The following is a 13,349-nucleotide window of genomic DNA, read 5'->3' on the forward strand; positions in this document are numbered from 1 at the left end:
CGGCCAGTGGGTAGCCGTCGCCGCTGCGGCGACCAGGTGACGCAGTATATTTCGAGACAATCGCCCCTGGCCTGCCGGCATCGGCAATAGATCGTTACAGACAGCGTAACAATCGAACGAGCCGGCACGGCAGGCCGCTGCCGCAGTCCGGCACCGGGCCATGCATCGCCAGTGCCAGGACACCCCTGTAGCCCTCCTGCGAACTCTAGCAGTGGTCGCGCCCGGTCGACGGCGTAGATTGGCTGAACGATGCGTCCTTCCTGCCTGCGCATCGCCTGCCGCCAAGGACTGCGGATTTCTCCCGACACGCCATACCGCGCGCCAGACGGCTGCCTGAAAAGGCAGGCCAGGTATTCAGTGGAGATACACCATGGCAACACAAGGAGTGTTCACCCTTCCCGCCAACACCCGGTTCGGCGTCACCGCCTTCGCCAACTCGTCCGGAACCCAGACGGTGAACGTGCTGGTCAACAACGAGACGGCCGCGACCTTCAGCGGGCAAAGCACCAATAACGCCGTCATCGGCACCCAGGTGCTCAACTCCGGCAGCAGTGGCAAGGTACAGGTCCAGGTCAGCGTCAACGGCCGCCCCTCGGATCTGGTCTCGGCACAGGTAATCCTGACCAACGAGCTGAACTTCGCCCTGGTCGGCTCTGAAGACGGCACCGACAACGACTACAACGACGCCGTCGTGGTGATCAACTGGCCGCTCGGCTAGGAGTTCGGAAGGGACGGGATGGCGGCAAGCCGCCATCCCTTTCCGACTTCCTGCTATGCCTTGAGCACCTGCCCGAGCAGCAGCAGGCCGGGCAACCAGGCGGTGAATATGGCGCTGGCCAGGGTCAGGTAGGCCACCGGCTTCTGGATGCTGCGGGACAGCCCCAGCAGCAGGAAGAAACAGAACCAGAGCAACGCCCAGACTGTCCAGTTGACCGCGTTCCACAGGCCGAACGGACCACTGGCGCCGGCGAACGACTCGATCGCCACGGTGCAGGCGGTGAGGCTGACGAACAGGCAGAACCAGCCGAGGCCCTTGCCGTCCACCTCGAGGAACTGGTTGGCGGCCACCCACAGATAGGTAAAAGCGAATAGCAGGGTTAGCGCTCCGGCCTTCAGCGAGCCCTGCCCGGCTGCTGCGGAAAAGATCAGGTAGAACGCGACGCAGGCGCTCAGCACGCCGACCAGGAAGTTGATCACCGCCACCTCCCGACCGCTGATCTTGCCCAGCAACCAGACGGCATTGAGAAACAGCACCGCGCCAACGTACAGCAGAACCAGTCCCAGCATCATGACGATACCCCTCTTGTTATTGTTCTGGTCGGCCCGGATCGCTCAGGCGGACGGCTCGTTTCCCAGCAACTCCTGAGCGATCTTCAGGATCGGCTCGCGCCGCTTCATCGCTTCCCGCGACAGGTACTGGTGCGCCTCGCGCTCGTCCCAGCCATGGCGCTGCATCAGCAACGCCTTGGCCTGGTTGATCCGGGCCTGGCCGGCGATGCGTTCCTGAAGCTGCTCGGTCTTCTGCTTCAGCTTCGCCATTTCCTCGCTGATGCGCCGCGCCGATACCAGCACAGGCAGCACCCGGTGGGCGTCGAGCGGCTGGGTGATCACGCCGTGGCACTCCAGCTCGATGATCTGCGAGAGCACCGCGGGGCTTTCGTACTCCACCAGCGCCACCAGGGTAGTGCGCGGAGTTCCGGCGGCGAGCAGCGCAGCGATCTCGTCGTGGTGGCGATTCTGGAAAATGCTGGTGAAGACCACGTCCACCGGCACGTCGAAAGCTTCCGGCGGCGGCCAGCACTGGCGCACCGAACAACCGATGCGGATCAGTTGCAAGACCAGGGCGTCGCTGACCTCTCCCGGCGGGTTGAGTACCAGCACCTGCAACTCGCGCAGGCTGCCGAGCAGCGAGTTGGCGCTCATGGGAGCGCTCCCCCGCCCATGCTGGCGGACCAGTCGTCGAGGTTATGCACGACGACATAAGGATCGGGGCGAATCGGTTCGGGCGACTGCCAGCGGACCTGGAACACGCCGCGCGCATCGATTTCCGCGATGCGCGAAGACAGGCGGCTGTGGTTGTTCTGGCGCTCCACCCGGACCGGCCCCTGGGGCGCGTCGATGTCGATGTCGTACAGGTGCCGCTGCACGTCTTCCACCCGCCAGCTGCCTGCGGCCTGCGCGGCGCGGCCGAGCAACAAGGTCTGCCAGTAGGCCGCCTCGGCCCAGGCGGTGATGGTCGCGTTCTCCGGGAAGAAACCATGGCAGGCCTGGACGAAGGCTCGGCTGGCGGGCGTATCGATGCTGGAGAAGTAAGGCGCGACCACCACCTGCCCCTCTGCCACGTCGCTCTCCATCTTCGCCACCTCCGCCTCGCTGGTGGTCAGGCTGGCGATCGGCGGCCGCCTGCCATCGCCGTAGCGACGGGCGATGGCGCGATACAGCTCGGCGGTGCCGGTGCCCACCACGGTGGAGAAGACCACGTCGGCGCGCGCCTGGTAGATGCGCTCGACGGCGCGCTGCACGTCGTCGTCGGAGGGATACAGCGGAATGTAGATTTCCTCGAGCACCGTGCCGCCGTGCTGGCGGTACAGGTGGCGCATCACATGGTTGCTTTCCCGCGGATAGATGTAGTCCGAGCCGATGAACACCACCCGCTCGCCGTAGTGGCGAATCAGGTACGCCGCCAGCGGCGCACTGTTCTGGTTCGGCGCCGGACCGCCGTAGACGATGTTCGGCGAATACTCGAAGCCCTCGTAGGGGGTCGGGTAGCAGAGCAGCGCGTCGGCGCGCTCGACCACCGGCATCACCGCCTTGCGCGTGTGCGACATGTAGCAGCCCACGAGGAACCGTACCCCCCGGTTGCGAATGAAGTCCTCGGCGCACAGCCGATAGCGGTCCGGGTCGCCGCCAGGGTCCTGGGACAGCGTTTCGATCGGGCGACCGCCGACGCCGCCCTCGCGGTTCAGTTGCTCGACCGCAAGCAATGCGCCATAGCGCTGCGAGCGCTCGATATCGGCGGTGACGCCGGTTTCGGAGAACAGCAGGCCGATCAGCGGCCGCTCCTGGTGCGATCCCATCCGTTTCCTCTCCTGTGACTGTCGCTCAGCGCCGCACGAAGCGAACCCGCTCGTGCTCCAGGCTCGCCAGGTAGGTCGTGCAGTTCCCGTCGCCCGGCTGGTGGTGGTCGAGCAGATGCTCGGCCAGCGGTACCTCGAGATGATGACGGACGCTGCGGCGCAACGCACGAGCGCCGAACTGCCGGTCGAAGCCAGCGCGGGCGATCTTCGCCAGCACCTCGGGGGTCGCCTCCAGGCGACAGCGATGCTTCTCCAGGCGCCGGTTGAGCCGCTGCACCTCCAGCTCGACCAGGCGCGCGACGACGTCGCGTTCGATCCAGTTGAAGGTGACCACGCTATCGAGACGATTGACGAACTCCGGCGAGAAAGTCTTCAGCAGCCGGGCCCGGACCATCCCGTCGATGTCCCGCCGCCGGCGCTCGCCGCCGACCGGCAGCAGGCGCCAGGGCAGGCGCTGGCGACGCTCGTCGTAGCGCTGGATCTCATGGGCGCAGAGATTGCTGGTCATGAACACCAGGGTATTGCGGAAATGGTAGGTGCGTTCGCCGGAAGCGACCCGCAGCAGGCCGTTGTCGAGTACGTTGAGCAACGCATGGACCACTTCCGGGCTGGCCTTTTCCAGTTCGTCGAAGAGAACGATGCCGGGGCGCCCGGGACTGCCGTCCAGCTTGTCCTGCTCCAACAGGGTGGTGCCCTCCTTCGCCCCGACGTAGCCCGGCGGCGCACCGGTGAGGGCGGCGGCATAGTGCTCCTGGGACAGGGTGTTCATGTCCACCCGGCAGAACCCCTCGGCGTCGCCGTGCAGGGCCCTGGCCAGGGCGCGCACGATCTCGGTCTTGCCGACCCCGGTGGGGCCGAGGAACAGCGCGCTGAACAGCGGACGGCGCGGGTCGGCGATGTCCGCGCGAACCACCTTGAGCATGTCCTCGACGGCCTGTAGCGCCGGTTCCTGGCCGAGCACCTCGGCGCGCAGGCAGTCCATCACCGCCGCCGGGTCGAAACGGAAACGGCTGTGCAGGGCGCTGCGGTGACTCAGGTGGGCCTGGAGCAGACTTGCCTCGGCAAGATTCTCCCGCGCCAGGGCCTGTTCCTCGTCCTGCTGCCGGCGGGACTGGTCGAGCATGTCGCTCAGAAAAGGCATGGATGAAACTCCTTCTGCCACAGGGGGAAATGGCGGAGACGGCGTGCCGCACGACGGCACGCCGGGCTGGCGGCGTCTGCCGTCAGGCCTCCTTCTCCAGTCCCTCGTAGGGCAGCCGGCCGACCGGGCATTGCGCCACACCGGTAGTCGAGCGGGTCAGTCGCTCGACATTCTCGCGCGCCTTCTCGGCGTCGGTGACCCAGGTGCGGTAGAACTCGAACGGACACTCCGCCAGGCCCCGGTCGCCATCGCCGGACGCCTGCAAGCCGCTGTAGCCGCGGTGGAGGATCTTGAACAGGTGGTTCTGCGACTGATCGTTGGCGCGCGCATCGCGGATCTGCGAAAGCGACAGCTGGGCGTACTGGATACCCATTTCCTCCTCGCCGCACTCACCGAGGGTACGACCGTCGAAGCCGATGATCGCCGAGTGGCCGAAGTAGGAATACACGCCGTCGAAGCCGGCGGCGTTGGCCACCGCCACATAGCAGTTGTTGGCCCAGGCCATGGCCTTGGCCATCATCACCTGCTGGTCCTTGGCCGGATACATGTAGCCCTGGCAGCGCACGATCAGCTCGGCGCCCTTCATCGCGCAGTCGCGCCAGATTTCCGGGTAGTTGCCGTCGTCGCAGATGATCAGGCTGATCTTCATGCCCTTCGGCCCTTCGCTGACGTAGGTCTGGCCACCGGGATACCAGCCCTCGATGGGGCACCAGGGAATGATCTTGCGGTACTTCTGGACGATCTCGCCGTTGTTGTCGATCAGCACCAGGGTGTTGTACGGCGCCTTGCGCGGATGCTCCTCGTGCCGTTCGCCGGTGAGGGAGAATACGCCCCAGACGTTGGCCTTGCGGCAGGCGCGGGAGAATATCTCGGTTTCCTCGCCGGGGATCGCCACCGCGGTTTCCATCATCTCCGCCGGATCGTACATGATGCCCTGCAGGCTGTACTCGGGGAACACCACCAGGTCCATGCCGGGCAGGCCCTGCTTCATGCCAACGATCATGTCGGCGATCTTCCGGGCGTTGTCCAGGACCTCCGCCGCGGTGTGCAGGCGCGGCATCTTGTAGTTGACCACCGCCACTCCGACGGTGTCGTTGCTGCTGGAAATATCACCGTGACGCATGGGTATCACCTCTTGTTGTTATTTTTTCGGGACGAAAAAAGGCCCTCCCGGGTAACCCCGGGAGAGCCCATTTGCTCTGTGCGTATGCGTTAGGTTCGGTCCCGCGACATCGACGCTGATGCGCACGACCTGATGGCGCCACTTATAAGCCCCGTCGGAAGGAGCTGTCAAGGTTCATGTATCGTTATGTAAAACATGGAAGTGACAAGCGTATGCAAACGGCATCCGAAGCATCCAGCCTTCTGGGCGACGTACCAAGCCTCTATGGGAATTCTACACAGTCAGGCACTGGAAACAGTCGCTTGCCGCGCCCCGATGGTGACGAAGACAGGCGGCAAGGCAATCCCAAGAGGTGAAAACAAGCTCAGAGACATCAGGAGCGATGCGGGGAGTCCCCAAGGTAGAGCCCAGGTAATAAATACTGTCTACACATTAACGGCAAGAAGCATGAAATTCACTCGAATATTAGCTCATTGCCAAATAATTTCTCTCCTTATGGAGTTGGCGCATATGCATACGAGATATGGTATGGAGATATTCTTTCCTGCAACGCGGAACGACGGAAGTTTGGCACATAGCGTCCCGAAGAGGGACGCCATTGATGCAGATGCTAGGGAGTTTGAGAGGGATTTCTAACGAAAGCCATATACAGCACAATACAAACCAGTGATGATTACCCAGCTTGTGGAAGGCGGATCACGAACATTCGATCTCGCCTGAATACGAAGCACAGAATTCCAAGAATTATTGTCATCTTGACGTAGAACCACCAGGAGGTGGATATCTGGTCACTGAACAGGGAAAAGACAATGGCAGAAAAGAGGTACGAGGAAAGGACTGTAAAGTATAGGCTACCTTTCTTCGCTTTACAGTATGCATAAGAGCAAAGCATTCCATACAGAGCCATCACTCCTATTACGCCCAAAGCGCCATAGTGCGGATACATTGAGAAGAACATCGAGTAAACGTTGCCGAGTTCACCAGGCGCATACTCATAGAAGTCAAGATGAAGAGGGGGTTTCTGGCAGAGACCAACTGTAGCCAATATGCTGCAAAAGCCATTTAGCGGCGACCAATATGGCTCTAAATGTATTGAGCCCTGATAGTACCTATCGAAGAGAACAGGCCCTTGCAAAGCATATCCCGCCACATGACGATAGAGCTCTATGAAAAGAGTCGAGATCCCATCACCTTCATGAAATTGAATCTTGGATGTAGCGACAGCGCCAACAGCAATAACTAAAAACATTGCCAAACCTATTACAAGAAGGCTTTTTAAAGAAGGACTCCCCTTGACAAGTATGTAGATAAAGAATAACCCGACAAGCATCTGCATAAGTGATGCTCGACCACTTGCGAGCAAGATAACCCCCATCCATGGAACAGATATAGCCAAGAAGCCTAGGACTCCACACTTACCGCGCAAGTATAGTAAAACCACAAGTGGTATGACGGTCTGTCCAAGCTGTAAATAGTTCATTGAGAGCGAGCTTAAAACGGGCTCACCGGATACAGACTGGGCGCGCGCCATATACGCAGCCTCGCGCAGTGTTGGAGCTATAGAAGACAAGTCTCTATAAATTACCGTAAGAAATACGATGTGCGCCAAGCAGAAAAAGATTACGAGCGCCCTGGTCCGAAGTTCGCTATCGAACAGAAAATTTGAACTCGGCGCACGAAAGTAACCGTTGTAAAGAAACGAGAAACACCCAGCGGAGAGGGAGAATGACATCACACCAAACAGAAAAATTAGCAGTGCATCAGACTCGACACGGTAGAACCCTATCAACGATGCTAGACTGACACCGATGAGACCTAGCCCCCAGGTGATAGGCATAGCGACCGAGGGGTGTATGGCGCTACGCGCTAGAAGCCTCGCAGCCACTGCAAATATGAGCAGGGTTGCACCGGTGAGCATCGCGTACATGGCATCCTCCAGACTGACAGGCGCCGATTGTAGCCGATAGCCACATCTCTGTGGCTACGATTCACTTCAGGATCCAGCTGTTCATTGCTTCAAAGCTCGGCGTACCGTCCTGCGGTTAGGTTCAGGGTTGTGCCATCAGTATTGGTGTAGGTCGCATAGGTACTGTCAGAGATTCTGCCCCGGCGCTAGTGATCTTAACGCTTCCACCCGAACATTCCTCATACGACCATAAAGGGGACAGATTTATTTTCTCTACTCTAATTTTTCTAGCATGGAGACTCCAGTTCAGATGCCGTAAAGGAATTTCGCGATGCCTAGGCAAGGGCGCATGGTTTAGCGAGTTATTTGCTTTGAGTAGTTCAGCGTGGGCGCAGTCGCTGAAATTAGAGTAGTAAAAATAAATCTGTCCCCTTTTCTCTGTCCCCTTTTCTCTCGCGCGGAGGGGTGTACTGCCTGACGCCGGGCGGCAAGAAAAGCTATCGGAGAAAGTGACGGCAAGCGGACTGGCGAAGCGGCGAGGGAAGCTGGAGCAGAGCATGAAATGGCGTCCCGGAGAGGGGTCGAACCTCCAACCTTCCCCTTAGGAGGGGGATGCTCTAACCAATTGAGCTACGGACCATAAAGGGGACCGGGCCGGCGCCACAGCTCCCCCAGTTCGATATCGAGGTTTGACTTAACTAAGCCTGCCAGCATGCTTGCAAGCTCGCCGTAATTAGCATCAAAGACACCATCTGGAATGCGACAAGGTTTAAGTTGGTCTTAAAGATGGTTGGAGACCTTCAATTTACTTGGCTTTTCTGCTTATTAGTTTTATCTCGTCTTCTATTTTTGGGTAGTGGAGTAGTGTTGAGTCTCTTGTGAGCATCAATAGTCCTGATTTTAAGTATTCCCAATCACTTTTGGGGTATTCTTCTGAGTAGAGATTCTCATCAATGATTCCGACAATTATAGCTGTATCTCCGTCGCCAAGATCAATTTTGTCTCCCAGCTCTACTTTTTTTCCATTTGAATATCTCATGAGTAACCTCAGTTTATAAACGGCTCTACTGGAACTGCGTTTTTCGGTAGCTGCTCAGGTTTTAATACGTAGTTTTTCTTCTGCCAGAAGCATCGGCAATTGTTGGGGTTCTGATTGGCAACAAACATGTTGTGATGAGATCCATAAACCCCGTGTTGCATTTCGTCGTCTGGAATAATGTCTAATGGTCTATAGCCCAAGGTTCCAACAGGAATGATCCTGCCGCTAATTGTCTTGCACGGCGGGCAGTCTTTTGGGCAGTTTTGCTCTTTTGTATCGCTGTCAGCTTGTGGCGTAGCTCCGGAAATACTAGCCACCAGCAATACTCCCCCTAACAGTCTTCCCGCAGGTAATCGAATATTTCCGGGTATCCAATCGTATGCTGATTTAGGAATATCAATCTCTATTGCTGCTAGACCTAAAGGATCAATACGGTTGAGGGGGGCTCCCTGTACATATCCGTATGTGTTCACTCCCCCACTTAGTCCAATCGGATCACTCTCCACATACCGCCCAGTCTCCGGATCATAGTCGCGGAAGTAGTTGTAGTGCAGCCCGCTCTCCGCATCGTAGTACTGCCCGGGGAAGCGCAGGTTGACCTGGGTGCTGCCCTGGCTCAGCGCTTCGCCGCGGCCGAAGGCGTCGGACTGCCACTGCCAGGCGATCTGGCCGCTGGCATCGGTGGCCAGGCGCGGGGTGTCGAGGTGGTCGCCATGGAGGTAGAGCAGGGACGGGTTGCCGACCTTGCCCTGGGCGTCGTAGTCGGCGTCGATGGTGGCCAGCGGCAGGCTGTCCAGCCACAGGTAGTACTGGGCTCGCAGTTTCCGGCCGCTGCCGTCGTGTTCGGCTTCGCCGAGCAACTGGCCGTCGGGACCGTAGAGGTAGGTGGTGATGCTCTCGGGGGTGAGCTTGACGATGCGTTGGCCGAGGGCGTTGTAGCGGTATTCGGCGACCTGCTGGCCGTCGAGGCTGACGCTTTGCAGGCGGCCCTGGGCGTCGTAGGCCAGTTTGCGTGCGGCGCGGTCCTGGGTGAGGTTGCCGGCGGCGTCGCTGGTCACCGCTTGCGCGCCGATGGAGGTCAATCGGTTGCTGTCGGGCGCGTACTGGTAGTCCTGGCTGCTGGCGGTGCCGCCTGAGGCGGGGTTGTCGCTGCGTTGGGTGCGGTTGCCGACCGCGTCGTAGGCATAGCTGCGCCCGCCCTGGACGCCGCGTTCCTCGGTCAGGCGGTCCAGCGGGTCGTACTGGTAGTCCAGGGTGCCCCAGAGGCTGTGGCGGTGCTGCTGGATATTGCCATTGGCATCGTGCTGGTAGTCGCTCTGCCAGGGGCCGACCTTCTGCCGCAGCAGTTGGTAGTCCTGGTCGTACTCGCGGCTGAGAGTGATGCCGTTGCCCCAGGTCAGGCGCAGCAGCGGGCCGAAGGGCAGGTAGGCGATCTGCCCGACCAGGGTGCTCGGCGCCTTGTCGCCCACTGCCAGGGTCACGCTGGCGACCTGGCCGCCGGCGTTGCGCGGGTAGCCGATGGCGAGGCCGGAGGGGTAGCCGATCTCCAGCAGTTGGTTGGCCGCGTCGTAGCGGTAGGTCACGCGGTCGAGCAGGGTCTGCTGGTCGAGGCGGATGCTGCGTACCTGCTCGACCAGGTTGCCGCGCTCGTCGTAGCGGTACACCAGGCTGTCGCGGGCACCTTCGATGGCGCCCAGGCGGCCGATGCCCTTGTTGCCGTCGGCGGTGAGATCGTAGCGGTACTGTACGTCGAGGCTCGGGTCGCTCGGCGAGTGGCGCTCGATCAGGCGATTGAGGGCGTCGTAGCGATACTCGGTGACCGTACCGCGAGCGTCGGTGCGGCGGATGACGTTGCCGGCGGCGTCGTGCTCGAAGGTGGTGGTGCCGCTGTCCGGGCTGACCAGTCGGGTCAGGTTGCCGAGGCCGTCGTATTCGTAGCGGGTGGTGACGCCGCGCGGGTCCTTGACCTCGGTGAGGTTGTCCTGGGCGTCGTAGGCGAGTTGGGTCTTGCCGCCGAGGGGATCGCTCTGGCCGACCAGCCGGTCGAGGGCGTCGAAGGCCTGGCTGTGGGCGAACTGGCGCGGGTTGGTTTCGCCGACCGGATTGTCGTTGAGGTCGTAGGCGAAGCTGCGTGTCTGGCCGCCGGCGCCGACCGCACGGAGCAGCCGGCCAAGCTCGTCGTAGGCCCATTGCTGCTGGCGCACCAGGCTGCCGCTGGCGTCCTTGATGCGCTGGGCGGTGCGATTGCCCTTGGTGTCGACGTCGTATTCGAGGCGTTCGCCGAGGTTGTTGCCGATCGCCACCAGGCGCCGTGCGTCGTCGTATTCGTAGCTCAGCCAACTGCCGTCGCCACGGGTGACGCGGGTGATCTGGCCGACTGCGTCATAGTCGAAGCGGGTGGTGCTGCCGGCGGTGCTGACGGAGGCCAGCCAGCCGTCGACGCCGGTGTAGGCGAGGCTGCTGGTGACGCCGTTGGCATCGGTGATGCTGCCGGGCTTGCCGCGCTCGTCATAGTCGCCGAGGCGGGTGACCTGGCCGAGGGCGTTGGTCACCTGGGTCAGGTTGCCGCGACTGTCGTAGGCATAGAGGGTGACGTCCTGCACATCGGTGCGCGGACCGTCGGCGCGCTCGATCAGGCCGAGGGCGTTGTAGCTGTAGCTCCAGGCGCGCTCGGCCGCCTGCGCGGGCAGGGCCAGGGCGCAGGCCAGGGCGAGGGCGCCGAGACGGGGGAAGTATGGGGGGATGCGCATGGGTGTCGTCCTTGTCAGCGGGTGGTGACGGTCTCGCCGGTCTTGCGTCCCTCGGCGTCGTACTGGTAGCGGGTGATCCGGCCGGGCTCGCTGACCTGCACCGGGAGGAACAGGGTCGGGTGCCAGTCGGTTGTGATGGTGCGCGCCTGCGCAGTGCCGGCGGCCTCGGTGCGCGAGGTCTCCAGGCCACGGGCGTTGTACTGGTAGGTGGTCAGGTTGCCGTTGTTGTCGCGTTTGCTGGTGAGCAGGCCCTGGTCATCGTAGGTGAAGGTGGAATTGCTGCTGGGGCAGTTGGGAGAGGGTTCGCCTTCGATGGCGACGATGCGTTTGATGCCCTGGATCACCTGGAAGCGGTAGGTGGCCTGCTTGCCGTATTCGTTGGTGACGGTGGTGGAGGCGTCATCGTTGTAGGCGAGGGAGACCTTTTCGGCGCCGTTGGCGTGTTCGCTGGAGATGGCGCGGCCTTGGTTGTCGTAGGCCCAGGTGGCGAAGCGGCGATTATTGTTATCCTGGATGCCTGTAAGTAGTTTTATGTTCCTCGGGTCGTCATAGAGGTACTGTGTTTTCGTGTTGTATTGCCCATCTGTTCGTGTTACCGAAGTGAGTCGCTGTTCCTTGTCGTATGTGTACTCAATGGATATACCCCCTATCTGAGCGCGAAGGAGTTGATGGTTGGCCAATGTCATCAACTTTGGAAATTATCCATAAATATCATATAATTAGCGCTCAAATCAGTGCATGGGAGAAGCCCTTTTGACTACCTATACCGCATCGCTTGACACCGCCAGCCAAACCCTGGCTTGAAAATTGTACAAAAAATAACCAGCCCGCTCGATTGTCCCGCCTTCATCGCCGCCCACCGCCAGAATCCTCAAGACTTTACCCGCCGACGCCAGCTCACCTTCAAGAACCTCGTCCTGTTCCTGCTCAATCAGCCGCGCACGGCCCTGCAAACCGAACTCGATCAGTTCTATCGCGTACTCAATCAGGCGTCGACTGAGACGCAAATGGTCACTGCGCAGGCCTTCTGCAAAGCGCGCAAAAAGCTCAACCCCGAGGTATTTGAAAGTCTCAATCGCCTCCTGCAGCAACAAATTGACTGCTTCGGGCTGCGTCAGAAGTGGCGTGGGCTGAGGGTGCTCGCGGTGGATGGCTCGACCGTGCATTTACCCCTGGAGTCGACCATGGCGACCTTCTTTGGCAGTCACTCTGGCTTTCCCATGGCTCGCTTGTCCACACTCTACGAAGTCGCTGACGGTCAAACCTTGCATAGCCTGATCGTGCCCCTGACAGTCGGTGAGCGCGACTGTGCCCATCTGCACCTTGAGCACCTGCCGGCTGACAGCCTGACGCTGTTTGACCGTGGTTACCCTGGGCACTGGTTATTCGCGCTGTTCGCGCAGCAACAGCGGCACTTTCTGATGCGCCTGCCCTGTGGCTATAACGCCCAGGTCAAAGCGTTTCTACACTCTGGCCAAGTTGAAGACACACAGCTTTTCGTGGCCAACCATCCTGAAGCACGTCTGTTCTGCTCCGAGGCTGGCGTTGATCCTGCCAGCCAGATCGAGCTGAGACTGATCCGGGTCGAGTTGGCCAACGGCGAAAGCGAAGTATTGCTGACCTCGCTGCTGGATCGAGAAGCCTTTCCCGCTGAGGTGTTTGCCGAGCTTTACCACCGCCGCTGGGGCATCGAAACCGACTTCCGTCGCCTCAAACAAACCCTGACGCTGGACAACTTCAGCGGCCGCAGCGTGACCGCTGTAAAGCAGGACTTTCATGCCGCTCAACTGTTGAAGAACCTGGCGCTGTTGATGCAGCACCTGCTACAGCCGGTCATCGAACAGCGCCACAAAGGTCGCAAGCTGCGATGGAAAGTCAACTTCACCCAAGGCGTGTCACGGCTCAAAAATACCCTGGTCGAGCTGCTGGTGCGGCACTGTGCTCAGGGGCTGAGCAATGTGCTGGCCTTGATGGCTAAAAGCCTCAGTGCCGTACGCTCAGGCCGTAGCTTTGCGCGCCAACGCAAACGCGCAGCCAGCCGAGGTTGTGAGGGCTACAAACCGACGCGCTGAAGAAACACCACCGCCCAACCTCCGTGCAAAAAAAGCTGGCCACAAGCGGTCGGCATAGGCTCGTCCGGAGGACGAGAAATCTCGCCTAGACAGCCGGAACAGACGATGATCACATCACCGCCAGCCCAGCTAGACCGCCTGATTGAGCGGCAGAGGCCTGGTCATCGCCCGACGGCCATGGCGGCTGGCTGCTTCGGGGGGCTTGCCTTGGGCAGGGCTGCAGCTTAGGTTGATGACATTG

General features: G+C 60.5%; 10 protein-coding genes, 1 tRNA gene and 1 pseudogene. 2 read left to right on the plus strand and 10 right to left on the minus strand.

Annotated features, from left to right (window positions below; all coding sequences use genetic code 11):
• Positions 1 to 370 precede the first annotated feature (370 nt).
• Positions 371 to 718, plus strand: coding sequence for a fucose-binding lectin LecB (gene lecB / locus ACTJJX_RS14955; RefSeq protein WP_003098728.1), 348 nt, complete (start codon positions 371 to 373; stop codon positions 716 to 718).
• Between the two features lie 53 nt (positions 719 to 771).
• Here lecB and ACTJJX_RS14960 read toward each other — a convergent pair whose 3' ends face one another.
• From ACTJJX_RS14960 to ACTJJX_RS15005, 10 genes and pseudogenes are all read right to left on the minus strand, one after another.
• Entirely contained in the window at positions 772 to 1,290 is a 519-nt protein-coding gene (locus ACTJJX_RS14960; RefSeq protein ID WP_003098725.1) for an AmiS/UreI family transporter, read from the minus strand.
• A 42-nt stretch (positions 1,291 to 1,332) separates the two neighbouring features.
• Positions 1,333 to 1,923: a transcriptional antitermination factor AmiR gene (amiR, locus tag ACTJJX_RS14965; RefSeq protein ID WP_003098722.1), complete on the minus strand. Its 591-nt coding sequence runs from the start codon at positions 1,921 to 1,923 to the stop codon at positions 1,333 to 1,335.
• Positions 1,920 to 3,077, minus strand: a complete 1,158-nt coding sequence (amiC, locus tag ACTJJX_RS14970; RefSeq protein WP_003117566.1) for an aliphatic amidase expression-regulating protein AmiC — start codon at positions 3,075 to 3,077, stop codon at positions 1,920 to 1,922. The genes amiR and amiC overlap by 4 nt, the downstream gene beginning before the upstream one ends.
• Before the next feature lie 25 nt (positions 3,078 to 3,102).
• Positions 3,103 to 4,218 carry an AAA family ATPase gene (locus ACTJJX_RS14975; protein ID WP_003098718.1) on the minus strand — a complete coding sequence of 372 codons (1,116 nt, stop codon included), beginning with the start codon at positions 4,216 to 4,218 and terminating at the stop codon, positions 3,103 to 3,105.
• An 82-nt stretch (positions 4,219 to 4,300) separates the two neighbouring features.
• Positions 4,301 to 5,341, minus strand: coding sequence for an aliphatic amidase (locus tag ACTJJX_RS14980; RefSeq protein ID WP_003091756.1), 1,041 nt, complete (start codon positions 5,339 to 5,341; stop codon positions 4,301 to 4,303).
• A 673-nt stretch (positions 5,342 to 6,014) separates the two neighbouring features.
• Positions 6,015 to 7,268 carry an O-antigen polymerase gene (locus ACTJJX_RS14985; protein ID WP_003122406.1) on the minus strand — a complete coding sequence of 418 codons (1,254 nt, stop codon included), beginning with the start codon at positions 7,266 to 7,268 and terminating at the stop codon, positions 6,015 to 6,017.
• Between the two features lie 542 nt (positions 7,269 to 7,810).
• Positions 7,811 to 7,885 (minus strand) — tRNA-Arg (locus ACTJJX_RS14990).
• 167 nt (positions 7,886 to 8,052) lie between these two features.
• A complete protein-coding gene (locus ACTJJX_RS14995; RefSeq protein WP_010791872.1) occupies positions 8,053 to 8,286 on the minus strand; it encodes a hypothetical protein in 234 nt (77 codons plus the stop codon).
• Positions 8,287 to 8,294: 8 nt separating this feature from the next.
• Positions 8,295 to 11,036, minus strand: a complete 2,742-nt coding sequence (locus ACTJJX_RS15000; protein ID WP_016852603.1) for an RHS repeat domain-containing protein — start codon at positions 11,034 to 11,036, stop codon at positions 8,295 to 8,297.
• A 14-nt stretch (positions 11,037 to 11,050) separates the two neighbouring features.
• Positions 11,051 to 11,668 (minus strand): annotated as a pseudogene (locus ACTJJX_RS15005) (DUF6531 domain-containing protein); the annotation flags it as partial.
• Positions 11,669 to 11,836: 168 nt separating this feature from the next.
• Here ACTJJX_RS15005 and ACTJJX_RS15010 point away from each other — a divergent pair.
• Positions 11,837 to 13,108 carry an IS4-like element ISPa1635 family transposase gene (locus tag ACTJJX_RS15010; RefSeq protein ID WP_004423958.1) on the plus strand — a complete coding sequence of 424 codons (1,272 nt, stop codon included), beginning with the start codon at positions 11,837 to 11,839 and terminating at the stop codon, positions 13,106 to 13,108.
• The last annotated feature ends 241 nt before the right edge of the window (positions 13,109 to 13,349 follow it).

Source organism: Pseudomonas sp. 22490 (genome assembly GCF_052044465.1).
In the GTDB taxonomy this organism is placed as follows: Bacteria; Pseudomonadota; Gammaproteobacteria; order Pseudomonadales; family Pseudomonadaceae; genus Pseudomonas; species Pseudomonas aeruginosa.

Excerpts from the sequence above, each read along its gene's own strand:
- ACTJJX_RS14960 (WP_003098725.1), bottom strand. The coding sequence starts at position 1,290 with ATGATGCTGGGACTGGTTCTGCTGTACGTTGGCGCGGTGCTGTTTCTC.
- amiC (WP_003117566.1), bottom strand. The coding sequence starts at position 3,077 with ATGGGATCGCACCAGGAGCGGCCGCTGATCGGCCTGCTGTTCTCCGAA.
- lecB (WP_003098728.1), top strand. The coding sequence starts at position 371 with ATGGCAACACAAGGAGTGTTCACCCTTCCCGCCAACACCCGGTTCGGC.
- amiR (WP_003098722.1), bottom strand. The coding sequence starts at position 1,923 with ATGAGCGCCAACTCGCTGCTCGGCAGCCTGCGCGAGTTGCAGGTGCTG.
- ACTJJX_RS14975 (WP_003098718.1), bottom strand. The coding sequence starts at position 4,218 with ATGCCTTTTCTGAGCGACATGCTCGACCAGTCCCGCCGGCAGCAGGAC.
- ACTJJX_RS14985 (WP_003122406.1), bottom strand. The coding sequence starts at position 7,268 with ATGTACGCGATGCTCACCGGTGCAACCCTGCTCATATTTGCAGTGGCT.
- ACTJJX_RS14995 (WP_010791872.1), bottom strand. The coding sequence starts at position 8,286 with ATGAGATATTCAAATGGAAAAAAAGTAGAGCTGGGAGACAAAATTGAT.
- ACTJJX_RS14980 (WP_003091756.1), bottom strand. The coding sequence starts at position 5,341 with ATGCGTCACGGTGATATTTCCAGCAGCAACGACACCGTCGGAGTGGCG.
- ACTJJX_RS15000 (WP_016852603.1), bottom strand. The coding sequence starts at position 11,036 with ATGCGCATCCCCCCATACTTCCCCCGTCTCGGCGCCCTCGCCCTGGCC.